The sequence below is a fragment of the Roseateles sp. P1_C1_2 genome (assembly GCF_056406535.1).
The window spans coordinates 185,715-210,593 of sequence record NZ_JBFUAB010000002.1; the positions used below are offsets into that span (position 1 = coordinate 185,715).

Sequence of the window (24,879 nt, forward strand, 5' to 3'; positions counted from 1 at the left end):
CAGAGCGTCACTCGGTCCGCGGGAAGTAGCTGATGACCTGGACGACGGCACCCTGGGGGTCCTGCAGCACGGCCATGCGACCGATGGTGGGGATGTCGAAGGGCCCGGCGCAGACCGTGCCGCCCAGGCTCTTGGCCTTCTCGACCGTGGCGTCGCAGTTCTCGACGGTGACGTAGGCGCCCCACATCGCGGGGCCGGGTGCCGGCGGCGTCATGACCCCGCCCACCGCGACTTCGCCGACCTTGATGACGTGATAGTCGCCCTGCCCCATATTCATCGTGTCGAAGGTCCAGCCGAACAGGCTGCCGTAGTACTCGCAGGCGGCCTTGGGGTTGGGTGTGCCCAACTCGTTCCAGCTGAAGGCGCCTGGAGTCATGTAGACGTCTTGATAGTCCTTCATCGCGGTCTCCGGTGGTGAAACGGCGATCCTCGGAGCCGGATATGACAGCGTCAAGTGACCCGAGTCACGGGCGACAATTCGGCCATGACCGGTCTTGTCTTTCCCCATACCTTCGTGCCCTGGTTTCGCGCCGTGGCGCCCTATATCCATGCCTACCGCGGCGAGACCTTCGTCGTCGGCATGCCGGGCGAGCTGGTCGCCGCCGGCAAGCTGAACGCCTTCGTGCAGGACCTGTCCATCCTGCACGCCATGGGCATCAAGATCGTCCTCGTCCATGGTTTCCGCCCCCAGGTCAACGAGCAATTGATCGCCAAGGGCCAGGTGCCGCGCTACAGCCACGGCCGCCGCATCACCGATGCCGTCGCCCTGGACTGCGCCCAGGAGGCCGCCGGTCAGCTGCGCTTCGAGATCGAGGCGGCCTTCAGCCAGGGCCTGCCCAACACGCCCATGGCCAATGCCACGGTGCGCGTCGTCTCGGGCAACTTCCTGACCGCCCGGCCGGTCGGCATCGTCGACGGCGTGGACTTCCAGCATTCCGGCCTGGTGCGCAAGGTCGACGCCGCCGCCATCCAACGTGCCATGGACATCGGCGCCATCGTGCTGCTGTCTCCCTTCGGCTTCTCGCCCACCGGCGAGGCCTTCAACCTGAGCATGGAGGACGTAGCCACATCCACGGCCATCGCGCTGCAGGCCGACAAGCTGCTGTTTGTCTGCGAGGTCGATGGCGTACCCGAGAACCCGGACGACCCGGACAGCCCCATCGACACCGAGCTGGCCGTGGCCGACGCCGACCGCATGCTGGCCAAGGCCAGCGCGACGCCCGAGCCCACCGACGTCGCCTTCTATCTGCGCCACTGCGCCGAGGCCTGCCGTGCCGGCGTGGAACGTTCCCACATCATCCCGTTCGCCGTCGATGGCGCCCTGCTGCAGGAGGTCTACACCCACGACGGCATCGGCACCATGGTCGTCGACGAAAAGCTGGAGAGCCTGCGCGAGGCCAGCGCGGACGACGTGGCCGGCATCATCCAGCTCATCGAGCCCTTCGAGCGTGACGGCACGCTGGTCAAGCGCAGCCGTACCGAGATCGAGCGTGACGCCGAGCTTTACACCGTCATCGAGCACGACGGCGTCATCTTCGGCTGCGCGGCCCTCTACCCCTACGTCGAGGCCCGCACCGCCGAAATGGCCGCGCTGACGGTATCCAGCGAAGTGCAGGGTCAGGGGGACGGCGACCGGCTGCTGAAAAGAATCGAGCAACGCGCCAAGGCCATGGGCCTGGACAGCATCTTCGTGCTGACGACACGCACCATGCACTGGTTCATCAAGCGCGGCTTCCAGCAGATGGATCCCGAATGGCTGCCTGAAGAGCGCAAGCGCAAATACAACTGGGATCGGCGCTCCCTCGTGCTGGTCAAACGATTCAACTAAGCCCCGCCGGGCTCACCCCAACGGCCCGCGCGCTAAAGTGCCGGCCGTTTCCCATTTCTCGTGTTTGTAGGAGTCCACCATGCCCCGCGTCGTCCAATGCGCCTATCTGAAGAAGGAAGCCGAAGGGCTGGACTTCCCGCCCTACCCGGCTCACACCGAACTCGGCAAGAAGGTTTGGGAAAACGTCAGCAAGGAAGCCTGGGCCGCCTGGATGAAGCATCAGACCATGCTGGTCAATGAAAATCGCCTCAACCTCGCCGACCTGCGCGCCCGCCAATACTTGATGCGTCAGGCTGAACAATTCTTCTTCGGCACGGGTGCCGAAGCGGTGGCGGGCTACGTCCCGCCACCGGCTTGAGCGCAGCGAATGAAGAATTGGGGGGCGGGCTCATTTGGACAAAGGCCAAGTGAGCCGCACCAACAGTTTTTCTTCGGCACAGGTGCCGAAGCGGTGGCCGGCTACGTGCCGCCCAGCGAATAAGCGCAAATCAGTCGGCATATGCGCAGGGCCGGGACGTCAGTCGCCGGCCCTTTCTGTTTCAGTTTCAGAGACTGCACCCATGGCGGGAACGCTGCTCGAAGGCGCCAAATGGGCAATTAACCCGAACCCGAGAGAAACTCGTCGCAGGCTGCCAACGAAAACCCTTGCATTCATGCCACCCGTCGCGATTTAATTCGTTCACGGAGATACTCGCGGTCAGCCGGCCCGAAGGCTCCGAGGCCGCGGCAGCCAATGCCGCGAGTCTCCCCGCTCAAATCGCAAGAGGAATAGCAGCATGTCCACCCTGAAAGAACTCCTGGCCCAACGCGAGGCACTCGATCACCAGATCAGCCAAACCAAGGACCGCGAACGCAGCGAAGCGGTGGCCAAGGTGAAATCCCTGATGAGCGAATATGGCCTGTCGGTGGCCGACCTCAGCATGCGCACCCCCAAGCCGGTCAAGGTGTCCAAGGTGGCGGCCAAGTATCGCAACCAGGCCACCGGCGAAACCTGGAGCGGCCGCGGTCTGCAGCCCAAATGGCTGAAGGCGGCCGTCGCCGGCGGCGCCAAGCTGACCGATTTCGCCGTCTGACAAAAGATTCCCGGCGCCGTTCCGAGCGCCGGTTTTGTACAGATTCAGGTTTTGCGCGCCGTTGCGGCGCGCCACCAGCAGGGCCATCCATCTACGGGATGGCCCTTTTCTTTTCTGGCGACGCTGCCACCTAAACTGCGCCATGCCTTTCGTCACGCTGTCCGCGCGCCAACCCCAGGGGTTTCTCCCAGGGTTGCCACGCCGTGGCGGGAACGAGATTGCACCCATGCCCAGCCATTGCCGCCCAATCACCCAGCCAGCGCCGGGTTCGCGCGCGCCGGCCTGGGTATGTGCGCCTGAGGCTTGACGATGGACCTGCATTCCGGTGCCCCGGAATTCGCCGACGGCCAGGCGCCCGACCTGAGCGTCCAGGCGCCGCCCTCGACGACATTGCCGCCCGGCCCGCGTCGCATCCATGACCGGCGTGGCTGGCGCCGTCTGCGCCGCGTCGCCCTGGCCGCGCTGGCCGGCCTGGGGGGTGGGTTGGTCACCGCCTGGGGCTTGTCGGCCGACGCGCTGCCGCCCTTGCTGCGCATTCCCCAGCCCGCCGCGGCCATGCCGGCCCAGGACCTGCTGCTGCCCATGCTGCTGGCGGCCCTCGGTCTGCTGGCGCTGTGGCGGCTGAGCGCCTGGGTGCTGCCCCTGGTCATGGCCGGCCTGCTGCTGGGCGGGGGGCTGCCCCTGCTGGTGCGCTCGCCCGCCGACCCGGCCGCGGCCCTGGACCTGCTGCTCTCCGCTCCCATGCTGACGGCCCTGGCACTGCCGCTGCTGGCCATCACGCTGAACCGCACGCTGCTGCGCCGACAGCGCCTGACCGGTCGGCTCAGCGGTCGCCGGGAAGTGCTGCTTTTCGGCTTGCTGGCTGGCCTCGGGGCGCCGGCCCTGGCTGGCGTTTTTGCGCTCGCGGCCCTGATGGCCGCCGGGCTGAGCTGGCGAGGCGCCACCGCTGGCGCCCTGGAACTGGCCGCCGCCTGGGGACTGGCGCTGCTCAGCGCGGGCACGACGATGCAGGCCAGCACCCAACGGCCACGCCGCGGCGGGCGCTGGACCGCCCGTCTGCTGGCGGCCGCCGCCGCCATCGCCCAGGCGGGCCTGATCTGGCTGCCCGAGCCCGGCGCGCTGCTGCTGCTGCCGCATCTGCTGCTCTGCCTTCACGCCCTGCAGGCCGCGCCGCGCACCAACGCCGTGCTGGGCGCTGCGCTGCTGGGCCTGTGGGCCATTGGCGCGCCGCCCACGCTGGCCGCCTACGCCCTGGGGGCCGGACTGGCGCTGCTGCCCCTGCTGCTGATTGCGCTGAGCCACCACCAGCTGCGCGACCGCGACGGCTGGCGCAGCGCCCTCGATGCCCAGGGCCTGGCCCTGGCCGAGTGGCGCCTGCCCGAGGGCCGCCGCCACGCGTCGGCGCGCTGGCAGGCCCTGACAACGCCGGTCGACGGCACCGCGGCCGGCAGTGCGCCGCTTGACTGGGTCGGCCTGGCCCACCCGCGCGACCGCGAGCCCCTGCGGCGCGCACTGCGCGAGCTGCTGGGCGACCCGCAGCGCAAGCAGCTCGCCCTGTCGCTGCGTCTGGCGGCAGACGGCGGCGACTGGCGCTGGCATGAGCTGCAGGCCCATGTGCCGCTGCGCGACCGCCGCGGGCGCGCCCGGGGCCTGATCGCCACGCTGGCCGACGTCAGCTGGCGTCACACGGCCGAAGAGCGTGAACGCCTGTCGGCCACGCTCTTCCAGCAGGCCAGCGAGGGCCTCGCCATCATCGACACGCAGTGGCGCATCGTCGAGGTGAACGCCGCCTATTGCGACATCCTGCATGCTTCGCGCGAAACCCTCATCGGCCGGCCGGCGGCGCCGCTCAGCATCGCCAATCTGCAGCGCAGCGGCCATGAAGCCGCCGAGTTGCAGGCCGCGCTGAACGACGGCCTGTCGTGGGCGGGCCAGCTGCAAGCCGAGCTGGACGACGGCGGCCAGCATGTCTTCGCCGCCAAGCTCAGCCCCGTGCCGGAGCCCGAAGGCGTCAGCCCGCGCTGGCGGCTGCTGAGCCTGACCGATCTGGGCGAGAGCCTGCGCCAGCAGGACCAGTTGCGGCGCAGCCTGCGCTTTGACGTCGCCACCGGCCTGCCCAACCGCGACGAATTCATGCGCCGCCTGCACCAGGCCCTGGGCGCCGCCAACCGCGACGGCTTCAAGCTGGTCGTCGCGCTGATCGACCTGGACGAGTTCGCCCGCGTCAATGCCGAACACGGCCAGCTCCTTGCCGACGCCGTGCTGCTGCAGCTCAGCGGCCGGCTGCAGGCCACGCTGCGCGGCTCGCGCGGCGACGCGCCGGACACCGCCGACCAGCTGGCCCGCCTGCATGGCGACGAGTTCGCCGTGCTGATGCGCGTGCAGACACCCGAGGAAGCGCAGCGCGCCTCCGACCGCCTGCTGGCCGTGCTCTCCACGCCGGTGGCGATTCGCGAGAACCGTGTCGGCAGCGGCCTGGCCATCGAGATCGGCGCCAGCATGGGCGCCACCGTCTACCCCCAGGACGATGCCGACCCCGAGACGCTGCTGCGCCACGCCGGCCATGCCCTCTACCGCGCCAAGCATGCTGGCCGCGGCGGCATCCAGTTCCATGACCCGACGCTGGACCAGCGCGACGAGGCCGGCCTGATTGCCGTGGCCCGCCTGCAGAAGGCGCTGGACGGCAACGAACTGCAGCTGCACTACCAACCCCAGATCGACCTGCGCACGGGCCAGGTCGTGGGCGTCGAGGCGCTGCTGCGCTGGCAGCACCCCGAGCGCGGCCTGCTGGCGCCGGCGCATTTCCTGCCCGTCGTCGAGACGACCGGCCTGGCCGTGCAGATCGGCGACTGGGTCATCGAGCAGGCCCTGGCCCAGGCGACGGCCTGGCTGCGGGCGGGCGTCAACGACGGCAAGGGCCTGCCGATCAGCGTCAACGTCGGCGCCCGCCAGCTGCGCCGCCACGACTTCCCGCAGCGTCTGCAGGAGCTCATCCAGCGCCAGTCGCCCGAGGTTGCCCACCTGCTGCACCTGGACGTGCTGGAGTCCGACGCGCTGGCCGAGACGGTCGCCACGCAGGCGCTCATCCAGCGCTGCCTGGGCCTGGGCGTCGGCATCGCGCTGGACGACTTCGGCGCCGGCTACTCGCGCCTGGGTTCACTCAAGCGCCTGGCCGTCGACACCCTCAAGCTCGACCGCAGCTATGTGCAGGGCATGCTGGGCGACGCCCAGGATCTGTCGCTGGTGGAAGGCGTCATCGGCCTGGCGCGCAACATCGGCTGCGCCGTGCTCGCCAAGGGCGTCGAGAGCCGCGCCCACGCGCGGGAGCTGCTGCGCCTGGGCTGCCGCCTCGGCCAGGGCAACGGCATCGCTGCGGCCATGCCGGCGTCGGCCCTGCCGGGCTGGATGCAGACCTTCGGCAAAAGCGACTGGATCGCCCAGCTGCGCAGCCCCTCGCAGGCGAATCTTTAAACTCTCGGGGTGATACCCCAAGGCTTCATCCAGGATCTGCTCGCCCGCGTCGACATCATCGAGGTGGTGGGCCGCCACGTCGAACTGAAGAAGGCCGGCGCCAACCACAAGGGCTTGTGCCCCTTCCATGGCGAGAAGTCGCCGAGCTTCAACGTCAATTCGATCCGCCAGACCTACCACTGCTTCGGCTGCGGCGTGCATGGCAATGCCATCGGCTTCCTGATGGAGCACACGGCCGCCACCTTCGTCGAGGCCGTGGAAGACCTGGCCCAGCAGGTCGGCATGCAGGTGCCGCAGGACGAGCGCAGCCCCGAGCAGCGCGAACGCGCCAAGGCCGAGAAGGCCAGGCAGCAGAGCCTGACGGATGTGCTCGCCCATGCCGCGGACTTCTACAAGGCCAAGCTGCGCGAATCCGAGCGGGCCGTCAACTACCTGAAGGGTCGCGGCCTGACGGGCCAGATCGCCGCCCGCTTCGGCCTGGGCTATGCCCCCGAGGGCTGGCGTTCGCTGGCCAGCGGATTCCCGAGCTATGACGATCCCCAGCTCGTCGAGTCCGGCCTCGTCATCACGCCAGAGGCCGAGCCCGGCCAGGACGCCAAGCGCTACGACCGCTTCCGCGACCGCGTCATGTTCCCCATCCGCAACGTGCAGGGGGAGGTCATCGGCTTCGGCGGCCGCGTGCTGGACAAGGGCGAGCCCAAATACCTGAACTCGCCCGAGACGCCCGTCTTCGTCAAGGGCCGCGAGCTCTACGGCCTCTTCGAGGGCCGCCAGGCCATCCGCCAGCGCGGCCACGCCCTCGTCGTCGAGGGCTATATGGACGTCGTCGCCCTGGCTCAGCACGGCATCGGCAACGCCGTCGCGACGCTCGGCACGGCCTGCACGGCCGACCATGTGCACAAGCTCTTCCGGCACACCGAGTCCGTCGTCTTCAGTTTCGATGGCGACGCCGCCGGCCGGCGCGCTGCCGGGCGCGCTCTGGAGGCCGCCCTGCCCCATGCGACCGAGACGCGAACGGTCAAGTTCCTGTTCCTGCCGCCCGAGCACGACCCCGACTCCTACGTCCGCGAACTGGGCGCCGAGGCCTTCGAGCGTTGCATCGAGACGGCTGTCCCGCTGTCGCGGCAGTTGGTCACCGTGGCGGGCGAGGGTTGCGATCTCGGTACGCCCGAGGGGCGGGCCCGCATGCTCAACCAGGCGCGCCCGCTGTGGAACCTGTTGCCCGACAGTCTGCTGCGCCGGCAACTGCTGGGCGAACTGGCGCGCCAGGGCCAGATGCCGGAAGCCGAGCTGCAGGCGCTGTGGCTGGGCGAGCCGGCCCCAGCCGCCGCACCCGCCGCCGAAGCAGGCGCCCCGGCGGAAAAGCCGCGTTGGCAACCCAAGGGCGAATGGAAGCCCAAAGGTGAATGGAAGGGCAAGGGCGACTGGAAATCCCGCCGGGACGCCGAGGAGCGCCCGGCAGGCCCGCGGGCCGCACCGGCGACGGCCACCGACCACGCCACCCGCCTGCTGCTGCAGCACAGCGAGCTCTGGGAGACGCTGGCCGACGAGGACCGTGCGCTGCTGCATGACCTGCCCGGCCTGCACGGCGAGCTCATCCAATGGCTGGAGCGACAGCTGACACACCACGGCTCGACGCCCTGGGCCGCCATCGAGGTGGGCCTGGCCGAGGCCGGGCTGGGCGCGCGCGCCGCCCAGGTCATCCACCCGGTTCACGACCTGGGCGCCGACGCCACCCCGGCGAAGGAATTGACGGCAGCGCTGACCAAGCTCAGGCGCGACCAGATCGACGCCGAAATCGCCAGCTTGCTGGCGCAACCCTCCCTCAGCGAGGCCGACCGCCTGCGCTACCGGCAGCTCCGCGCCCGTGCCGACGAGTTCAAGGGCGGCGGGGCTCAGGCGGCCTGAATACGGGTTTACCTGTCACCGTTTTGCAATTTGGCTGCGGATCGCTGATAATCTTGTGTTTTCCGCGCGCGTCAACAAGAGTGACGGCAGAGAGATGCCGGACCCCGGCCACCCAGCGACACTGGGCAACCCAACGGGCAAGACCCAAGGGGTTTTAAAGGCCAACTCACCCGCCACCTCTGCACACCAAACGATCACGCCAGCTTGTTCGCGCCACGCCTGGGTCCCTCGGCCGATATCCGGTTGATACCTGGCGACGAAAGCCACCGCCCCCTGCCCCGCCGGTTTTGCGATCGAGCCCGGGCCGGCCGCGGTGGCTGCTGCATTTCAGAATTGACCGCGCAAACACGAAGGACCTGCATGACCGCCAAGAAGACCGCGCCCAAGGCCAGCCCCGCTCCAGCCGAGGAGCTCAAGAAAAAGACGGCCGTGAAGGCTGCAGCCGAGGCGCCCGCCAAGACCACCAAGGCGGCCGCGGCCAAGCCTGCCACGAAGACGGCCAAGGCCGCCGTGGCTGAAGAGGACAAGCCCAAGCGCGGTCGCAAGCCCAAGGCGGCGACCGAGACCAAGAAGGTCGGCGGCAAGAAGGAAGCCGAGGACGAGGAAGACTTCTCCGACATCGACGCCGAAATCGAAGGCGAAGAGCCCGAGGCCGTCGAAGAGACGGCCGCGGTCGAGGAGGAAACCGTCAAGGCCAAGCCGCTGCGCATGAAGGTCAGCCGCGCCAAGGAGCGCGCGCTGATGCGTGAGTTCGGTCTTGAAGAGACCGCGCTGACCGAAGAGGAAGCCCACAAGCGCCGCAGCGAGCTGAAGACCCTCATCAAGATGGGCAAGACGCGTGGTTTCCTGACGCACCAGGAAATCAACGACCACTTGCCCGAGAAGCTGGTCAGCGAGGAAATCCTCGAGGCCATCATCTCCATGCTCAACGACATGGGCATCGCGGTCTACGAGCAGGCGCCCGACGCCGCCACGCTGCTGATCCAGGGCAACACGACCGCCACGTCGACCGAAGAAGAAGCCGAAGAAGCCGCCGAAGCCGCGCTGTCGACGGTGGACTCCGAATTCGGCCGCACGACCGACCCGGTGCGCATGTATATGCGCGAAATGGGCACGGTCGAGCTGCTGACCCGTGAAGGCGAAATCGAAATCGCCAAGCGCATCGAAGGCGGCCTGCAGGCCATGATGCTGGCGATCTCGGCCTCGCCGACGACCATCGCCCACATCCTCGAGTTCGCCACCAAGATCCGCGCCGGCGAGATGCAGATCTCCGACGTCGTTGACGGCTTCGTGGCCGAAGACGAGGCCGACGACTACGTGGCCGAAGAAGACTTCGACGAGTTCGACGAGGAAGACGACGACGACGGCAACGGCGGCTCCAAGGCCCTGACCAAAAAGCTCGAAGAGCTGAAGAACGCCGCGCTGGTGAAGCTGGACTCGATGTCCGCTGCCTTCGACAAGATGCGCAAGGCTTTCGAGAAGGACGGCTACAAGTCGATCCCTTACAACAAGGCCCAGCAAGCCATCAGCCAGGAGCTGATGACCATCCGCTTCACGGTCAAGACCATCGAGAAGCTGTGCGACATCCTGCGCAGCCAGGTCGACGACGTGCGCCGCTACGAGCGCGAACTGCGCAAGATCGTGGTGGACAAGTGCGGCATGCCGCAAGAGCACTTCATCAAGACCTTCCCGCCCAATGTGCTGAACCTGAAGTGGGCCGAAAAGGAAGTCGCGGCCGGCAAGCCCTACAGCGTCATCCTCGCCCGCAACCTGCCGCCGGTGCAGGAACTGCAGCAGAAGCTGACCGACATCCAGGCCAAGGCCGTGGTGCCGCTGGACGATCTGAAGGACATCAACAAGAAGATGAACGAGGGCGAAAAGGCCTCTCGTGATGCGAAGAAGGAAATGATCGAGGCCAACCTGCGCCTCGTGATCTCCATCGCCAAGAAGTACACCAACCGCGGCCTGCAGTTCCTGGACCTGATCCAGGAAGGCAATATCGGCCTGATGAAGGCGGTGGACAAGTTCGAATACCGCCGCGGCTACAAGTTCTCGACGTATGCCACGTGGTGGATCCGCCAGGCCATCACGCGCTCCATCGCCGACCAGGCCCGCACCATCCGCATCCCGGTTCACATGATCGAGACGATCAACAAGATGAACCGCATCTCGCGCCAGCACTTGCAGGAGTTCGGCTACGAGCCGGACGCCCCGACGCTGGCCGAGAAGATGGAGATCCCGGAAGACAAGATCCGCAAGATCATGAAGATCGCCAAGGAGCCGATCTCCATGGAGACGCCGATCGGCGACGACGACGACAGCCACCTGGGCGACTTCATCGAGGACACCAACAACACGGCGCCCATCGAGGCCGCGATGCAGGCCGGCCTGCGCGACGTGGTGAAGGACATCCTCGACAGCCTGACCCCGCGCGAAGCCAAGGTGCTGCGCATGCGCTTCGGTATCGAGATGCAGAGCGACCACACGCTGGAAGAAGTCGGCAAGCAGTTCGACGTCACGCGTGAACGCATCCGCCAGATCGAGGCCAAGGCGATCCGCAAGCTCAAGCACCCGAGCCGCAGTGACAAGTTGCGCACGTATCTGGATAACCTGTAAAGGTTGGCCGGATGCGTGGTTCGCTTCAGCGAACTGCCGCGCAGCGGCAATGCAACTTGCGCCCTGACTCGCGCAGCGAGGCTGGGCACAAGCTGCGTGCGACTTCCCTAAGGCCGGCTACACCCGGCCTTTTTTACGCCGATAAACTGCTCACATGACCGCGATCCGCGAGCGCACCGTCCTTTTTGCCGACCTGCGCGGCAGCACCGGGCTGTACGAGGCCCTCGGGAATGCCGAAGCCAGTGGCATGGTTACCCAGACCGTGGGCCAGATCAGCGAAGCCGTGCTGGAAAGTGGCGGCCAGCTGATCAAGACCCTGGGCGACGGCCTGATGGCCGCCTTCGAGACGCCGCGCGACGGCGTGCGCGCTGCCCAGCGCATGCAGGAAATGCTGGAACGGACCGTGCAGCGCGCGCGCCGCCAGAACCACTCCGGCTTGCTGCCGCTGCGCCTGCAGGTGGCGCTGGCACGCGGCGAGGTCGTGGAGCTCAACGGTGACTGCTTCGGCGACGCCGTCAACGTCGCGGCCCGCCTCATCGACCATGCCGGCGACGGCGAGATCCTCATCACGGCCGAGGTGCTGACCGGCCTGCACCACGCGTCCAAGGGGCGCTTCCGCAGCCTGGACCGCATCTCCGTGCGCGGCCGTATCGAGCCCGTGCATGTCTACCGCATGGACGCCGCGCCGCTGGTCAGCGCCGACGACACCGCCACGCAGTTCGGCGAGCCCATGCGTTCGACCGAGCCGGACGGCATGCGTCTGATCTGGCAGGATCTGGACCGCGTCTTCGACATCGGTGCCATGCCCATCGTGCTGGGCCGCAGCGTGCAGGCCACCTACTGCATCACCGACGCCCGTGTGTCGCGCTCGCATGCCCGCATTGACTGGCAAGGCAGCAGCTTCGAGCTGACCGACCTGTCCTACAACGGCACCTATGTGCGCTTTGGCGACTCGGGCGAGCTGCTCAGCCTCAAGCGTGGCAGCTGCACCCTGCATGGCAGCGGCGTCATCGGCCTGGGCGGCATGCCCACCGACGACCAGTCGCCCATCGTGCGCTTCGAGGTGCTGCACTTCTACGACACCGAGCCCCAGCCCTTTGGCGGACCTCGCTCCAGGCGCTGAAGACATGGTGCCCCTCGTCCAAGGCGTACCTTGGCCGGTCCCCCGAGGGGACGGCGATGCTTGCCGGTTCGACCGGCAAGCACATCGCCATCCCGGGCCGGCTCGGGAGCGGCCCAGCGCTCGGCCCGCAAAATCGATCAACTGACATGCCGTTTCTCCCCGAACCGCCGCAGCGCCACGGCGCCGCGCCTGCTGGCCCCGACGTTGCCGTCCTGTTCTGCAATCTCGGCACACCCGATGCGCCGGATGCACCTGCCCTGCGCCGCTACCTCGCCCAGTTCCTGGCCGACCCCCGCGTCGTCGAGATCCCGCGGCTGCTGTGGCTGCTGATCCTGCACGGCATCATCCTGCGCGTGCGCCCGGCCAAGTCCGCCGCCAAGTACGCCACCGTCTGGATGCCAGAAGGCTCGCCACTCAAGGTCTGGACGGAGAAGCAGGCCAAGCTGCTGCAGGGGCGGCTCGGTGTGCGCGTGGCCATGGCGATGCGCTACGGCCAGCCGGCCATTGCCACGACGCTGGATGCGCTCAAGCGTGACGGCGTACGCCGCATCCTCGTGCTGCCGGCCTACCCGCAGTACTCGGGCGCAACGACGGCCAGCGTCATCGACGACGTCGCCCGCTGGGCGCTGCAGACCCGGCATGTGCCCGAGCTGCGCTTCATCAACCGCTATCACGACGAGCTGGGCTATATCGCCGCCCTGGCCCAGACCGTGCGCGAACACTGGCAACGCGAGGGCCGCGGCGACAAGCTCGTCATGAGCTTTCACGGCATGCCCGAGCGCACCCTGCATCTCGGTGACCCCTACCACTGTGAATGCCTGAAGACGGGTCGCCTGCTGGCCGAAGCCCTGAGCCTGAAAGATGGCGAGTGGCAAGTCACCTTCCAGAGCCGCTTCGGCAAGGCCAAGTGGCTGGAGCCCTACACGGAACCCACGCTGGTCAAGCTGGCCAAGGGCGGGCTCAAGACCGTGGACGTCATCTGCCCGGGCTTCTCCGTCGACTGCCTGGAGACGCTGGAAGAGATCAACCAGGAGGCGCGCGCCGCCTTCCTGGCGGCCGGCGGCCAGCGCTTTGCCTACATCCCCTGCCTGAACGACCATCCGGCCGGCATCAAGGCCCTCGCCAAGGTGGCCGAGCGCCATCTGCAGGGCTGGATCACCGAAGCACCCCACCCCGACACCCTGGCCCTGCAACGCCAACGAGCCCTGGCTGCTGGAGCCGAGCAGTGAGCGAAGCGCTCGCCAGCATGCGGCTGGACAAATGGCTCTGGGCCGCGCGCTTCTACAAGACCCGTGCGCTGGCCGTCGAGGAGATCAACCTGGGCCGAGTGCGCATCGGCGGCCAGCCGGTCAAGCCGTCACGCGATGTGAAGGCGGGCGACCTGCTCAGCCTGCGCATCGGCGTCGTCAACCGCGAGGTCGAGGTCAAGGGCCTCTCCAACCAGCGCGGCCCGGCACCGCAGGCCCAGGCGCTCTACGCCGAAACCCAGGCCAGCATCACGGCCCGTGAGGCCGCAGCTGAGGCGCGTCGCCTGGCGCCGGAGCCGGCTGACACCATCAGCCAGGGTCGTCCGACAAAGCAGGACCGGCGCCGCTTGGCAGACTGGGACCGATGGTCCGTCTCCCTGGACGATGAAGATCCGGGTTGACCCGGATAATTCGTTTTGAATTCCCCCTCTTGAAACCAGGGCCATCGCGCCCATGTCAACGCGATTGCCCCCTTTTCTGCCATGACGACCGAAAACCCCTTGCCCGAAGACGCAGCCGGCGCTGCCGACCCCACGGCCGCCGAGCTGAACCCCGAAATCAAGATTGCCGAGCTCGAAGGCCGCCTGGCCGAGATGAGCGACGCCTATCTGCGCGCCAAGGCCGAGACGGAAAACGCCCGCCGCCGCGCGGACGAAGACGTGGCCAAGGCCCGCAAGTTCGCCGTCGAAGCCTTTGCCGAGGCCATGCTGCCGGTGATGGACAGCCTGGAAGCGGCCATCGCCACGCCCAGCGCCAGCGTCGAGACCGTGCTCGAGGGCGTCCATGCCACGCGCCGCCAGCTGTCCAGCGCGCTGGAGCGCAACAAGGTCGTCGAGATCAACCCCGGCCAGGGCGCCAAGTTCGACCCCCACCAGCACCAGGCCATCTCCGTGGTGCCGGCACCGACCCAGGACGCCAACACGGTCGTCGCGGTGCTGCAAAAGGGCTTCCTGATTGCCGACCGCGTGCTGCGTCCGGCCCTGGTGACGGTCTCGGCGCCTCGCTAATGACCTGGGGACCGACCTTGGCGCGAAGCGACATGCTCTGTCCCCACTAATTCACAGCCTGCCGCCCTTGAAGGACGGCAAGTTATCCACAAATCCAAAACATCAACAAATCTTCAGGAGTTCCAAATGGGAAAGATCATCGGCATTGACTTGGGCACCACGAATTCGTGCGTGGCCGTCATGGAAGGCAACACCACGCGCGTCATCGAGAACGCCGAAGGTGCCCGCACGACGCCGTCCATCATTGCCTACCAGGAAGACGGCGAGATCCTCGTCGGCGCCTCCGCCAAGCGCCAGTCGGTCACCAACCCCAAGAACACGCTCTACGCGGTGAAGCGCCTGATCGGCCGCAAGTTTGCCGAGAAGGAAGTGCAGAAGGACATCGACCTGATGCCCTACACCATCGCCGCCGCCGACAACGGCGACGCCTGGGTGGAAGTGCGCGGCAAGAAGTTCGCGCCGCCCCAGGTCTCGGCCGAAGTGCTGCGCAAGATGAAGAAGACCGCCGAGGACTACCTCGGCGAGGAAGTGACCGAGGCCGTCATCACGGTGCCGGCCTACTTCAACGACGCCCAGCGCCAGGCCACCAAGGACGCCGGCCGCATCGCCGGCCTGGACGTCAAGCGCATCATCAACGAGCCCACCGCCGCGGCACTGGCCTTCGGCCTGGACAAGCACGGCAAGGGCGACCGCAAGATCGCCGTTTATGACCTCGGCGGCGGCACGTTTGACGTGTCCATCATCGAGATCGCCGACGTCGATGGCGAAATGCAGTTCGAAGTGCTGTCGACCAACGGCGACACCTTCCTGGGCGGTGAAGACTTCGACCAGCGCATCATTGACTACATCGTCACCGAGTTCAAGAAGGAACAAGGCGTCGACCTGACCAAGGACGTGCTGGCCCTGCAGCGCCTGAAGGAAGCCGCCGAGAAGGCCAAGATCGAGCTGTCCAACTCGTCGCAGACCGACGTCAACCTGCCCTACATCACGGCAGACGCGACCGGCCCGAAGCACCTGAATGTCAAGCTGACCCGCGCCAAGCTGGAGTCCTTGGTTGACGAGCTGATCGAGCGCACGATTGCGCCTTGCCGCACCGCGGTCAAGGACGCCGGCGTGGCGCTGAGCGACATCGACGACGTCATCCTGGTCGGCGGCATGACCCGCATGCCCAAGGTGCAGGACAAGGTCAAGGAGTTCTTCGGCAAGGAACCGCGCCGTGACGTGAACCCCGACGAGGCCGTGGCCGTCGGTGCCGCCATCCAGGGCCAGGTCCTGGGCGGCGAGCGCAAGGACGTGCTGCTGCTGGACGTCACCCCGCTGAGCCTGGGCATCGAAACCCTGGGCGGCGTGATGACGAAGATGATCAAGAAGAACACGACCATCCCGACCAAGTTCAGCCAGACCTTCTCGACCGCCGACGACAACCAGCCGGCCGTGACCATCAAGGTCTACCAGGGCGAGCGCGAGCTGGCCCAGGCCAACAAGTCGCTGGGCGAGTTCAACCTCGAAGGCATCCCGCCGGCACCGCGCGGCACGCCGCAGATCGAGGTCTCGTTCGACATCGACGCCAACGGCATCCTGCACGTCGGCGCCAAGGACAAGGGCACCGGCAAGGAAAACAAGATCACCATCAAGGCGAACTCGGGCCTGTCCGAAGCCGAGATCGAGAAGATGGTGAAGGACGCCGAAGCCAACGCGGCCGAGGACAAGAAGAAGGTCGAGCTGGTGCAGGCCCGCAACCAGGCCGACGGCATGGTCCACAGCGTGCGCAAGTCGCTGAGCGAGCATGGCGACAAGCTCGAAGCCGCCGAGAAGGAAGCCATCGAGGCCGCGGCCAAGGACCTGGAAGAAGCCATCAAGGGTGACGACCAGGCCGACATCGAGGCCAAGACCGAGAAGCTGATGACGGCCAGCCAGAAGCTGGGCGAGAAGATCTACGCCGACCAGCAGGGCGCGCAGGCCGCTGCAGCGGCAGCCGCCGGTGCCGGTGGCGCCGAGCAGCCGCAGGCCGCGCCGCAAGGCGAAGCGAAGCGCCCGGCCGACGACAATGTCGTTGATGCCGAGTTCAAGGAAGTCAAGGACAACAAGTAATCCTTCGATGACTTCACAGCCCGGGAGCGCCTCATAGCGCCCTCGGGCTTTTCCCTTGAAAGAAGACGATGGCGTCCAAGCGCGATTACTACGAAGTCCTCGGCGTCGCCAAGAACGCGAGCGACGAAGACATCAAGAAGGCCTACCGCAAGCTGGCCATGAAGCACCACCCTGACCGCAATCAGGGCGAGGGTGCAAAGAAGGCCGAGGAGAGCTTCAAGGAAGGCAAGGAAGCCTACGAGATGCTGTCCGACGCGCAGAAGCGCGCGGCCTATGACCAGTACGGCCATGCCGGCGTCGACCCCAATATGGGTGCCGGCCGCGGCGGCCCGGGCGCGGAAGGCTTCGGTGGCTTTGCCGAGGCCTTCGGCGACATCTTCGGCGACATCTTCGGTGGCCAGGGCGGCCAGCGCCGTGGCGCGGGCGGCGGCCAGCAGGTCTACCGCGGCAGCGACCTCAGCTACGCGATGGAGATCACGCTCGAGGAAGCCGCCCGCGGCAAGGAAACGCAGATCCGCATCCCGAGCTGGGAAGGCTGCGAGACCTGCGGCGGCACCGGCGCCAAGCCCGGCACCAGTGCCAAGACCTGCGGGTCATGTCAAGGCTCGGGCACGGTGCATATGCGCCAGGGCTTCTTCAGCATCCAGCAGACCTGCCCGCACTGCCACGGCAGCGGCAAGATCATTCCCGACCCCTGCACGACCTGCAACGGCCAGGGCAAGGTCAAGAAGCAGAAGACGCTGGAGGTCAAGATCCCGGCCGGCATCAACGAGGGCATGCGCATCCGCTCCGCGGGCAATGGCGAGCCTGGCGTGAATGGCGGGCCGGCGGGCGATCTCTACATCGAGATCCGCATCAAGCAGCACGAGATCTTCGAGCGCGACGGCGACGACCTGCACTGCACGATGCCGGTGTCGATGATCACGGCGGCCCTGGGCGGCAACATCGAGGTGCCCACGCTCGGCGGCAAGGCCGAGATCGAGTTGCCTGAAGGCACGCAGCACGGCAAGACCTTCCGCCTGCGCGGCAAGGGCATCAAGGGCGTGCGCTCCAGCTATCCCGGTGACCTCTACTGCCACATCGCCGTCGAGACGCCGGTCAAGCTGACCGAGCACCAGAAGAAGCTGCTCAAGGAGCTCGACGAGTCGCTGAAGAAGGGCGGCGAGCGCCACTCGCCGAATGCCAAGAGCTGGACGGATCGGGTCAAGGATTTGTTCAAGTAAGCCATTCGCTTGCCCGTCTAAGCCGTGGTCCCGCAAGGGGCCGCGGCTTTTTTATGCCCGCTGGCTGCACGTAACGCGCAGCCAGCCTGCGCCTTAAGTCACGGCGGGCAGCGCCCACACACGTAAACGAGGTTTCCCGGCTTGACGCATAAACCCTAAAGTCCATCGACTGTCACTCCGATTCCTCATAAGTGATTCGATCCGCGCGTTTCCCAATCACAGTCCACGGCCTGGTGCCGGGGCGGGAGGCCGCATGTTCCTGATGGACCAGACCATCCAGACCGCGTCGGCGCTGATCATCGACAGCAACGCCAACTCGCGCAGCCTGATGTCGGCCCAGTTGCGCGACCTCGGTGTGGGCACGGTCAAACAGACTCCGCGCGTCAAGGATGCTCGCGTGATGCTCGAGCACCAGACCTTCGACATCGTGCTGTGCGACTACCACTTCGACAGCAGCGACACCTCGGGCCAGGACCTGCTGGACGAGCTGCGGCGCGAAGGCCTGCTGCCCTACTCCACCGTCTTCGTCATGGTGACGAGCGAGGCCACCTATGCCAAGGTCGCCGAAGCCGCCGAGGCCGCCCTCGATGCCTACCTGATCAAGCCCTATACCAGCGCCAACCTCGCCGAGCGCCTGGCCAGCGCCCGCCAGCGCAAACGCATCCTGAAGGGCATCTTCGAAGCGATCGAGAACGAGGACTTCGAGACTGCCGCCAACCTGTGCATGGCGCGCTTCGAGGCCAAGGACAAATACTGGCTCTACGCCGCGCGCATCGGCGCCGAGCTGCTGCTGCGCCTGAAGCGCTTCGACGACGCCAAGACGCTGTACGAAGCCATCATCGCGGCCAAGACCGTGCCCTGGGCGCGGCTGGGCGTGGCACGCACCGAGGTCGCCAGCGGCAACATCCAGGCGGCACGCCGCACGCTGGAGAACCTCATCGGCGAACTGCCCGACTACGCCGACTCGCACGACCTGATGGGCCATGTGCAGATGGAACAGGGCGACCTGGCCCAGGCGCTGAAGACCTATCAGACGGCGGCCACCTTGACGCCGGGCTGCCTGCTGCGCCTGCAGCGCTGCGGCAGCCTGGGCTTCTACGCCGGCCAGCGCGCCGAGGCGCTGAAGATGCTGGAGCGGGCGATGTCGCAGGGCCTGCGCTCCAAGCTCTTCGACATGCTCAGCCTCGTGCTGATCGGGCTGATGCGCTTCGACGCCAAGGATTTCAAGGGCTTCAAGTACGCCCACGATTCGCTCACCGCCGCGATGGAGCGCGCGCCCGGCTCGATCCGGCTGCAGCGCTTCGACCTGGTGTTTCGCGGCCTCGCCTTCTTGCTGGAGCGCCGCGTCGGCCAGGCCCTCGTCATGGCACGCGAGTTCACCGAGCATGCCCAGGCCGGCAACTTCGATCTCGAAGCCGCCTCGCTGCTGACGGCGCTGTGGATACGCCTGTCCAGCCAGGAGGTCGAGCTCGAGGAGATGATGCCCATCCTGAAGGGCCTGGGCACACGCTACTGCTCGGCCAAGGCCAGCACCGAGATCCTCGTCTCCATGGCCGAAGCCCACCAGGGCGCGGCCGAACAGTTCCGCGACTGCCACCAGCAGATCTTCAATGTCGCCGAGACGGCCATGCGCCACTCGCTGCGCGGCAGCGCCAAGGCGGCTGTCGAGCTGCTCATCCAGCAGGGCGAGGCGACCCGCAATGCCAAGCTCATCGACATGGCCGGCCTGGTGCTGAAGCGCCATGCCGAGAAGATCGAGGGCGCTTCGGGCCTGGCCGAACAGATCGAAGACCTGCATGGCCGCTATGTGAAGCCCATGACCGGTGGCCCGGGCAAGGCACGCGCCGCGGGCGGCGTCACGCTGCGCACGACGGCGACCACCGTCGCCGCCTGAACTGACACGCCGCTGTCAGCCGCGTATCACCCGAGGCGGCGGTCACGTGGCGCCGCGAGAATGCGCGCGCCGCCCCTAAGCTCCTTTCAATGCCCCTGCTCAAGCGCCTGCTGGCCTGGTTCCAGCCCGACACCTCACGCCCGCTGACCCAGGCCTGGCTGGCCGCCCTGTGGATGGGCCTGCTCGCCAACTGGCCACTGTGGAAGCAGCTCCAGACCCTGCCCGGTGTCGGCATAGCCTTCACCGTCGCCTTCGCCGGCATGGTGACGGCCGCGACGGGCGCCGTGCTCAGCCTGCTGGCCTGGCCGCGCCTCATCAAGGGCGTCGTCGTCGTGCTGCTGCTCGCCAGCGGCGCGCTGGCCTATTTCATCGGCAGCTACGGCATCGTCTTCGATCCCACCATGGTCGTGAACATGGTGCAGACCGATGCACGCGAAACGCGCGACCTGCTGAGCTGGAAGTTGTTGGCCAGCCTGCTCCTGCTCGGCGCCCTGCCCGCCTGGTGGCTGCTGCGCCGGCCGCAAGCGCCGCGCCAGGCGTTCGCCAAGCGACTGGGCGGCAATCTCGCATCGCTCGGCCTGGGCGTCGTACTGATGGTGCTGCTGGCGCTCAGCGTGTTCGCGACGCTGTCGTCGACGATGCGCACCTACAAGACCATCCGCTACATGGTCACGCCGCTGAATGCCGTCTATTCGGTCAGCGCCGTCGGCGTGCGCAGCCTGTCCGGCCCCAAGGGTCCGCCGGTCGTCATCGGTGCCGATGCGCGCCTGCTGCCACGCGCCGAGGGTGCCAAGCCACCGCTGCTGCTCTTCGTCGTCGGCGAAACGGCACGGGCGATGAACTTCAGCCTGAACGGCTATTCGAAGCCGACCAACCCCGAGCTGTCCAAGCTGCAAGGCGCCAGCCTCGTCAGCCTGCGCCAGGTTTCGTCCTGCGGCACCGCCACGGCCGCGTCACTGCCCTGCATGTTCGCGCCCCAGGGCCGCGCCGACTTCGACGCCGGCAAGCCTCAGCAGAACCTGCTGGACGTGCTGGAACGCGCCGGCCTGGCCGTGCTTTGGCTGGACAACCAGAGCGGCTGCAAGGGCCTGTGCGACCGCGTGCCCAACAGCCCGACGTCCAGGTTGCCCCAGGGTGCCGCGGCGCTGCCCGCGGGCCTGTGCCACAAGGACGAAATGGGCGAGGAGGAGTGCTTCGACGAAGCCCTGCTGCACGAGCTGGACAAGCGCATCGCCGCGCTGGACCCGGAGCGCCTCCAGCGCGGCCTCGTCCTCGTCATGCACCAGATGGGCAGCCATGGGCCGGCCTATTTCAAGCGCTCGCCGGCCGACCTCAAGCCCTTCCAGCCCGAATGCCAACGCAACCAACTGCAGGAATGCGAACGCCAGCAGGTCGTCAACGCCTACGACAACACGCTGGTGACGACCGACCGGCTGCTGGCCCGCTCCATCGCCTGGCTGCAGACGCAGCAGGCCTTCGATGTCGGCATGCTCTATGTGTCCGACCACGGCGAGTCGCTGGGCGAGAACGGCCTCTATCTGCACGGCATGCCCTATGCGATGGCGCCCATTGAGCAGACCCATGTGCCCATGGTGCTGTGGGCGCCGGAGGGCGGCGGCATGGCCAAGTCGCTCAAGCCCGGCTGCCTGCAATCCTTGCGCGATAAACCGGCCTCGCACGACAACCTCTTCCACACCGTGATGGGCTGGGTGGGCGCGCGGGCGGATGTCTACAAGCCGGAGTGGGACTTGCTGGCCGGCTGCAGAAGCTGAGGACCTTGCGGGACAGACCGGCGAGCAAAGCGAGGCGCTCTGTCCTCAACCAGCTAAAAGAGGTCACCCTGCGCCGAAGGCTTGCGCGGTGGCTTGAACAGCGACAGCTGCACCGGCCTTCGTTCCGTGCGCAGCCCCAGCTTGGCCACCACCCGCCGCAGTCGCGCGCGCAGCAGATCGGCCCAGATGCCCTCGCCACTGAAGCGTGTGCCGAAGCGGGCATCGTTGTCCTTGCCGCCGCGCATCTCACGGATGCGGGCCATCACGCGCTCGGCGCGGTCCGGGAAGTGGCGTTGCAGCCAGTCCTGGAAGAGCGGGTTGACCTCCCAGGGCAGGCGGATGGGGATGCTGAAAGCGCTGCTTGCACCGGCCGCATGGGCAGCCTCCAGGATGTGCTCCAGCTCGGGCTCGTTGATGAAGGGAATGATGGGCGACACGCTGACGCCCACCGGCACACCCGCCTCGGCCAAGGCCTGGATGGTGCGCAGCCGCCGCGCCGGTGCCGCGGCACGCGGCTCGAGGATGCGGGCGAGATCGTTGTCCAGCGTCGTGATCGACAGATAGACCGACACCAGCCCCTGCGCCGCCATCGGTGCGATCAGGTCCAGATCGCGCTCGATGCCGCTGGATTTGGTGACGACGGAAAACGGGTGGCTGGTTTCAGCCAGCACCTCGACGATGCGCCGCGTGATGCCCAGCTTGCGCTCGATGGGCTGGTAAGCATCGGTGGCCGTGCCCAGCACCAGCGAGCGGGGCTCGTACCTCGACCCCGCCAGCGTCTCGCGCAGGCGCTCGGCCGCATTGACCTTGGCAACGATGCGCGTCTCGAAATCCAGCCCCGGTGACAGGTTCAGATAGCTGTGCGTGGGCCGCGCAAAGCAGTAGATGCAGCCATGTTCGCAGCCGCGATACGGGTTGATGGAGTAGTCGAAGGAGATGTCGGGCGACTGGTTGCTGGTGACGATCTTCTTCGCATGCTCCTCGATGATCTGCGTCGCCACCGGCAGATGCTCCTCGGCGGCTTCCTGGTCCAGCGAACCCCAGCCGTCGTCGTACTGCTCGCGCTCGCGCTGCTCGAAGCGGTGCGGCATGGCCGTCGCCGTGCCGCGGCCCTTGATGGAGTCGAGGGGAACGAGGGTGGGCTGGGCGGCAGCAATGCGGGTGGGAGCGGGTGGCATACTGTAAATATATACAGTATTCGGCGGCAGTTCCAGAAACGGATCGATACCCGCCTGGGACGGTGGCTGACCAGGCTCCGCATAGAGTGCGCGCCATGCCTTTTTCCCTTGCACGGCGCCTGCCGTTTTCGCTTCTCGTCCTGACCCTGAGCTGCGCCGCCGCGTCCCCCATGCCCATGCCCTCGCCCGGCAACTACCGCATCGACGGCGAAGCCCGCATGCGCAGCGGCAGCGGCCCGATGCTGGCCGAGCGCATCGAGCGCTGGGACGGCAGCAATGGCAACCGCATCGTCACCACCGTGGCCGGGGGGCGCTCGCATCAGCAGAGCTATGCGGGCAGCGAGCCGGTGACCTGGTGTGTGGCGGGCGTCTCCGTGCCGCCCAAGCTGCTGCCCGATCGCTGCAAGACGCGTTGGTGGCCAGCCCAGGGCGGCGCCGAGCTGCAGGCCGAATGCCAGGCCGGCCGTCTGCAGGAGCATTGGAAGCAGATCGACGCCAAGACCTGGGAACGGCAGATGAGCTTCACGCCCGCGCCAGGCGGCGGCGGCAGCGACCCGGCGGCCGCCCTCGCCATGGTCGAACGCGGTCTGTCGCCGGCCGAAGCCGCCAAGGCCCGCGCAGCCATCGCGGCCCTGCCATCGGCCCAGGACAGGGCCGCCGCGATGGCGCCGGTCTACGAGAAGATCGAGGCCACCATCCGCAACGGCACGCCGCAGCAGGCCGCCGAAGCACGCCAGCAATTGGCCGCCCTGCAAGCGGCCCAAGGCGGCGGCGGTGGCGTGGTCTGGACCACCACCTTGACCGAGCGCTGGACCCGCATCGCCGACGCCTGCACGCCGCCGCGCAAGCCCTGACCCGGTTCTGCCCAGATACTGGGTGAGGCCGCGGCGGCAGGTCTCGGCAGCACGGCGACCTCCTTAGACTCGGCTCGATGAATATTTCGGAAGCGATTCCCGGCACGCCGGCACGCCTGCGTGATCAACGCGACTACCTGCGCCTGCTGGGTGCCCGCGTGACCGGCGGCGCGGCCAACCAGATGCTGATGGTGGCCCTGGGCTGGCAGATGTATGACCTGACGTCCAGCGCCTGGGACCTGGGCCTGGTCGGCCTCGCGCAATTCCTGCCGGCGCTGTTGCTGACGCTGCCGGCCGGCCACCTCGTGGACCAGCGCGACCGCCGCCTGCTGCTGGCGGGCAGCCTCGGTCTGCAATGCCTGGCCGCGGCCTGCCTGGCGCTGGGCAGCGCGGGCAACTGGGTCGGGCCCAACCTGATCCTCGCGCTGTCCATCCTGCTGGGCTGCGCGCGGGCGCTGCAGATGCCGTCCCAGCAGGCCCTGATGCCCATGCTGGTGACGCCCGCCCTGCTGCCGCGCGCCGTGGCGGCGGCCAGCTCGACGATGCAGGTTTCCATCATCGCGGGGCCGGCACTCGGCGGTGCCCTCTATGCGCTGGGGCCATCGGTCGCGTCGTGGCTCGGCCATGAGGGCGAGGCGGCGCACTGGGGCGCTGCGGTGGTCTACGGCGTGTCGCTGCTGCTGCTCGCGACGGCCATCGCCAACGTGCTGACCATCCGCCATCGCGCCGCCCAGCCACGCCGTGCCGCGCCCGACCTGGCGCAGCTGACGGCTGGCATCCGCTTCATCTGGCAGCGCCCCGTCGTGCTCGGCGCGATCTCGCTGGACCTCTTCGCCGTGCTGCTCGGCGGGGCCACGGCCCTGCTGCCCATCTTTGCCAGAGACATCCTGCACACCGGGCCCGAGGGCCTGGGCCTGCTGCGCGCGGCGCCGGCGCTGGGCGCCGTCGTCGTCGGCGTCTGGTTGGCACGCCACCCAATAGCCCGCCGTGCCGGCCACTGGCTGCTGGGCGCCGTGGCCGTGTTCGGCCTGACGATGATCGCCTTTGCGTTGACGACCTCCTTCGGGGTCGCCTTCGCCGTGCTGGCCGTCAGCGGTGCGGCGGACATGTTCAGCGTGGTCATCCGGCAGTCCCTCGTGCAGCTCGAGACGCCCGACGACATGCGCGGCCGCGTCGGCGCCGTGAACTCGGTCTTCATCGGCGCGAGCAACCAGCTCGGCGAGTTCGAGTCGGGCGCCACAGCCGCCCTGCTCGGCCCGGTGGGCTCGGTGTTGCTGGGCGGCGTGGGGACGCTGGCCGTCGTCGCGCTGTGGTTCAAGCTCTTCCCGGCGCTGGCGCGGCGCAACAGCCTGCAGCCCTCATTGCGGACCGACACGTAGGGCAAGGCCTACACGCGCACGCGGCATTGATGAGATGGCCGTCCCCCGCTCGGGCGGCTAGATTTGAATCGTCGAACGCCAGAGCTGTAGCCTCAACAGGCCGCTCCAAGGGCCAACGACTGAAGGCCCGAAGCCAACGCGTCGGGCCTTCTCTTTGGCTCTCGGCCCAGGTCCGGCTCTCTTGCCGCCCTCATCAACCGAACTGCGTGCTCCCG

The 24,879-nt window shown here is 67.6% G+C and carries 18 protein-coding genes; 16 read left to right on the forward strand and 2 right to left on the reverse strand.

All coding sequences use genetic code 11. The features are described from left to right. Nucleotides 1–7: 7 nt before the first annotated feature. Nucleotides 8–400 (reverse strand): VOC family protein, encoded by a 393-nt coding sequence (locus AC1D2H_RS02680; protein ID WP_478009786.1) that lies wholly within the window; start codon nucleotides 398–400, stop codon nucleotides 8–10. 84 nt (nucleotides 401–484) lie between these two features. On the opposite strand from AC1D2H_RS02680, the gene argA reads away from it, so the two are divergent. The 14 genes from argA to AC1D2H_RS02750 all read left to right on the forward strand — a co-directional run bounded on the left by argA (nucleotide 485) and on the right by AC1D2H_RS02750 (nucleotide 21,253). Then, the gene (gene argA / locus AC1D2H_RS02685; protein WP_478009787.1) at nucleotides 485–1,828 is read left to right on the forward strand and encodes an amino-acid N-acetyltransferase; all 1,344 of its coding nucleotides are present in this window, start codon (nucleotides 485–487) and stop codon (nucleotides 1,826–1,828) included. A 79-nt stretch (nucleotides 1,829–1,907) separates the two neighbouring features. Continuing rightward, nucleotides 1,908–2,186 (forward strand): oxidative damage protection protein, encoded by a 279-nt coding sequence (locus tag AC1D2H_RS02690; RefSeq protein ID WP_478009788.1) that lies wholly within the window; start codon nucleotides 1,908–1,910, stop codon nucleotides 2,184–2,186. Nucleotides 2,187–2,604: 418 nt separating this feature from the next. Continuing rightward, nucleotides 2,605–2,901, forward strand: coding sequence for an H-NS histone family protein (locus tag AC1D2H_RS02695; protein WP_477928550.1), 297 nt, complete (start codon nucleotides 2,605–2,607; stop codon nucleotides 2,899–2,901). Between the two features lie 309 nt (nucleotides 2,902–3,210). Further along, nucleotides 3,211–6,372, forward strand: coding sequence for a putative bifunctional diguanylate cyclase/phosphodiesterase (locus tag AC1D2H_RS02700; RefSeq protein ID WP_478009789.1), 3,162 nt, complete (start codon nucleotides 3,211–3,213; stop codon nucleotides 6,370–6,372). 9 nt (nucleotides 6,373–6,381) lie between these two features. Continuing rightward, nucleotides 6,382–8,280, forward strand: a complete 1,899-nt coding sequence (gene dnaG / locus AC1D2H_RS02705; RefSeq protein WP_478009790.1) for a DNA primase — start codon at nucleotides 6,382–6,384, stop codon at nucleotides 8,278–8,280. A 360-nt stretch (nucleotides 8,281–8,640) separates the two neighbouring features. After that, the gene (rpoD, locus tag AC1D2H_RS02710) at nucleotides 8,641–10,896 is read left to right on the forward strand and encodes an RNA polymerase sigma factor RpoD (protein WP_478009791.1); all 2,256 of its coding nucleotides are present in this window, start codon (nucleotides 8,641–8,643) and stop codon (nucleotides 10,894–10,896) included. A gap of 154 nt (nucleotides 10,897–11,050) precedes the next feature. Continuing rightward, a complete protein-coding gene (locus tag AC1D2H_RS02715; protein ID WP_477928544.1) occupies nucleotides 11,051–12,019 on the forward strand; it encodes an adenylate/guanylate cyclase domain-containing protein in 969 nt (322 codons plus the stop codon). A gap of 146 nt (nucleotides 12,020–12,165) precedes the next feature. Next, nucleotides 12,166–13,248, forward strand: coding sequence for a ferrochelatase (hemH, locus tag AC1D2H_RS02720; protein ID WP_478009792.1), 1,083 nt, complete (start codon nucleotides 12,166–12,168; stop codon nucleotides 13,246–13,248). Nucleotides 13,249–13,265: 17 nt separating this feature from the next. Beyond that, nucleotides 13,266–13,667 carry an RNA-binding S4 domain-containing protein gene (locus AC1D2H_RS02725; RefSeq protein ID WP_477928773.1) on the forward strand — a complete coding sequence of 134 codons (402 nt, stop codon included), beginning with the start codon at nucleotides 13,266–13,268 and terminating at the stop codon, nucleotides 13,665–13,667. 81 nt (nucleotides 13,668–13,748) lie between these two features. Beyond that, nucleotides 13,749–14,273, forward strand: coding sequence for a nucleotide exchange factor GrpE (gene grpE / locus AC1D2H_RS02730; RefSeq protein ID WP_477928541.1), 525 nt, complete (start codon nucleotides 13,749–13,751; stop codon nucleotides 14,271–14,273). Between the two features lie 126 nt (nucleotides 14,274–14,399). Continuing rightward, nucleotides 14,400–16,364, forward strand: coding sequence for a molecular chaperone DnaK (gene dnaK / locus AC1D2H_RS02735; protein ID WP_478009793.1), 1,965 nt, complete (start codon nucleotides 14,400–14,402; stop codon nucleotides 16,362–16,364). Nucleotides 16,365–16,432: 68 nt separating this feature from the next. Then, nucleotides 16,433–17,587, forward strand: a complete 1,155-nt coding sequence (dnaJ, locus tag AC1D2H_RS02740) for a molecular chaperone DnaJ (RefSeq protein ID WP_478009795.1) — start codon at nucleotides 16,433–16,435, stop codon at nucleotides 17,585–17,587. A 253-nt stretch (nucleotides 17,588–17,840) separates the two neighbouring features. Then, entirely contained in the window at nucleotides 17,841–19,481 is a 1,641-nt protein-coding gene (locus AC1D2H_RS02745) for a response regulator (RefSeq protein WP_477928535.1), read from the forward strand. An 89-nt stretch (nucleotides 19,482–19,570) separates the two neighbouring features. Then, nucleotides 19,571–21,253 carry a phosphoethanolamine transferase gene (locus AC1D2H_RS02750; RefSeq protein WP_478009796.1) on the forward strand — a complete coding sequence of 561 codons (1,683 nt, stop codon included), beginning with the start codon at nucleotides 19,571–19,573 and terminating at the stop codon, nucleotides 21,251–21,253. 53 nt (nucleotides 21,254–21,306) lie between these two features. Here AC1D2H_RS02750 and AC1D2H_RS02755 read toward each other — a convergent pair whose 3' ends face one another. Beyond that, a complete protein-coding gene (locus tag AC1D2H_RS02755) occupies nucleotides 21,307–22,431 on the reverse strand; it encodes a PA0069 family radical SAM protein (RefSeq protein WP_478009797.1) in 1,125 nt (374 codons plus the stop codon). Nucleotides 22,432–22,526: 95 nt separating this feature from the next. Here AC1D2H_RS02755 and AC1D2H_RS02760 point away from each other — a divergent pair, with 95 nt between their 5' ends. Together AC1D2H_RS02760 and AC1D2H_RS02765 are read left to right on the forward strand one after the other, a co-directional pair. Next, nucleotides 22,527–23,285, forward strand: a complete 759-nt coding sequence (locus AC1D2H_RS02760; RefSeq protein WP_478009798.1) for a hypothetical protein — start codon at nucleotides 22,527–22,529, stop codon at nucleotides 23,283–23,285. Nucleotides 23,286–23,362: 77 nt separating this feature from the next. Beyond that, nucleotides 23,363–24,664: an MFS transporter gene (locus AC1D2H_RS02765; RefSeq protein ID WP_478009799.1), complete on the forward strand. Its 1,302-nt coding sequence runs from the start codon at nucleotides 23,363–23,365 to the stop codon at nucleotides 24,662–24,664. The last annotated feature ends 215 nt before the right edge of the window (nucleotides 24,665–24,879 follow it).

Coding starts and splice junctions, on each gene's coding strand:
- AC1D2H_RS02765 (WP_478009799.1), top strand. CDS start 23,363: ATGAATATTTCGGAAGCGATTCCCGGCACGCCGGCACGCCTGCGTGAT.
- AC1D2H_RS02750 (WP_478009796.1), top strand. CDS start 19,571: ATGCCCCTGCTCAAGCGCCTGCTGGCCTGGTTCCAGCCCGACACCTCA.
- AC1D2H_RS02700 (WP_478009789.1), top strand. CDS start 3,211: ATGGACCTGCATTCCGGTGCCCCGGAATTCGCCGACGGCCAGGCGCCC.
- AC1D2H_RS02680 (WP_478009786.1), bottom strand. CDS start 400: ATGAAGGACTATCAAGACGTCTACATGACTCCAGGCGCCTTCAGCTGG.
- dnaJ (WP_478009795.1), top strand. CDS start 16,433: ATGGCGTCCAAGCGCGATTACTACGAAGTCCTCGGCGTCGCCAAGAAC.
- grpE (WP_477928541.1), top strand. CDS start 13,749: ATGACGACCGAAAACCCCTTGCCCGAAGACGCAGCCGGCGCTGCCGAC.
- AC1D2H_RS02745 (WP_477928535.1), top strand. CDS start 17,841: ATGTTCCTGATGGACCAGACCATCCAGACCGCGTCGGCGCTGATCATC.
- AC1D2H_RS02695 (WP_477928550.1), top strand. CDS start 2,605: ATGTCCACCCTGAAAGAACTCCTGGCCCAACGCGAGGCACTCGATCAC.
- AC1D2H_RS02715 (WP_477928544.1), top strand. CDS start 11,051: ATGACCGCGATCCGCGAGCGCACCGTCCTTTTTGCCGACCTGCGCGGC.
- argA (WP_478009787.1), top strand. CDS start 485: ATGACCGGTCTTGTCTTTCCCCATACCTTCGTGCCCTGGTTTCGCGCC.
- dnaK (WP_478009793.1), top strand. CDS start 14,400: ATGGGAAAGATCATCGGCATTGACTTGGGCACCACGAATTCGTGCGTG.
- AC1D2H_RS02755 (WP_478009797.1), bottom strand. CDS start 22,431: ATGCCACCCGCTCCCACCCGCATTGCTGCCGCCCAGCCCACCCTCGTT.
- AC1D2H_RS02760 (WP_478009798.1), top strand. CDS start 22,527: ATGCCTTTTTCCCTTGCACGGCGCCTGCCGTTTTCGCTTCTCGTCCTG.
- rpoD (WP_478009791.1), top strand. CDS start 8,641: ATGACCGCCAAGAAGACCGCGCCCAAGGCCAGCCCCGCTCCAGCCGAG.
- hemH (WP_478009792.1), top strand. CDS start 12,166: ATGCCGTTTCTCCCCGAACCGCCGCAGCGCCACGGCGCCGCGCCTGCT.
- AC1D2H_RS02725 (WP_477928773.1), top strand. CDS start 13,266: ATGCGGCTGGACAAATGGCTCTGGGCCGCGCGCTTCTACAAGACCCGT.
- AC1D2H_RS02690 (WP_478009788.1), top strand. CDS start 1,908: ATGCCCCGCGTCGTCCAATGCGCCTATCTGAAGAAGGAAGCCGAAGGG.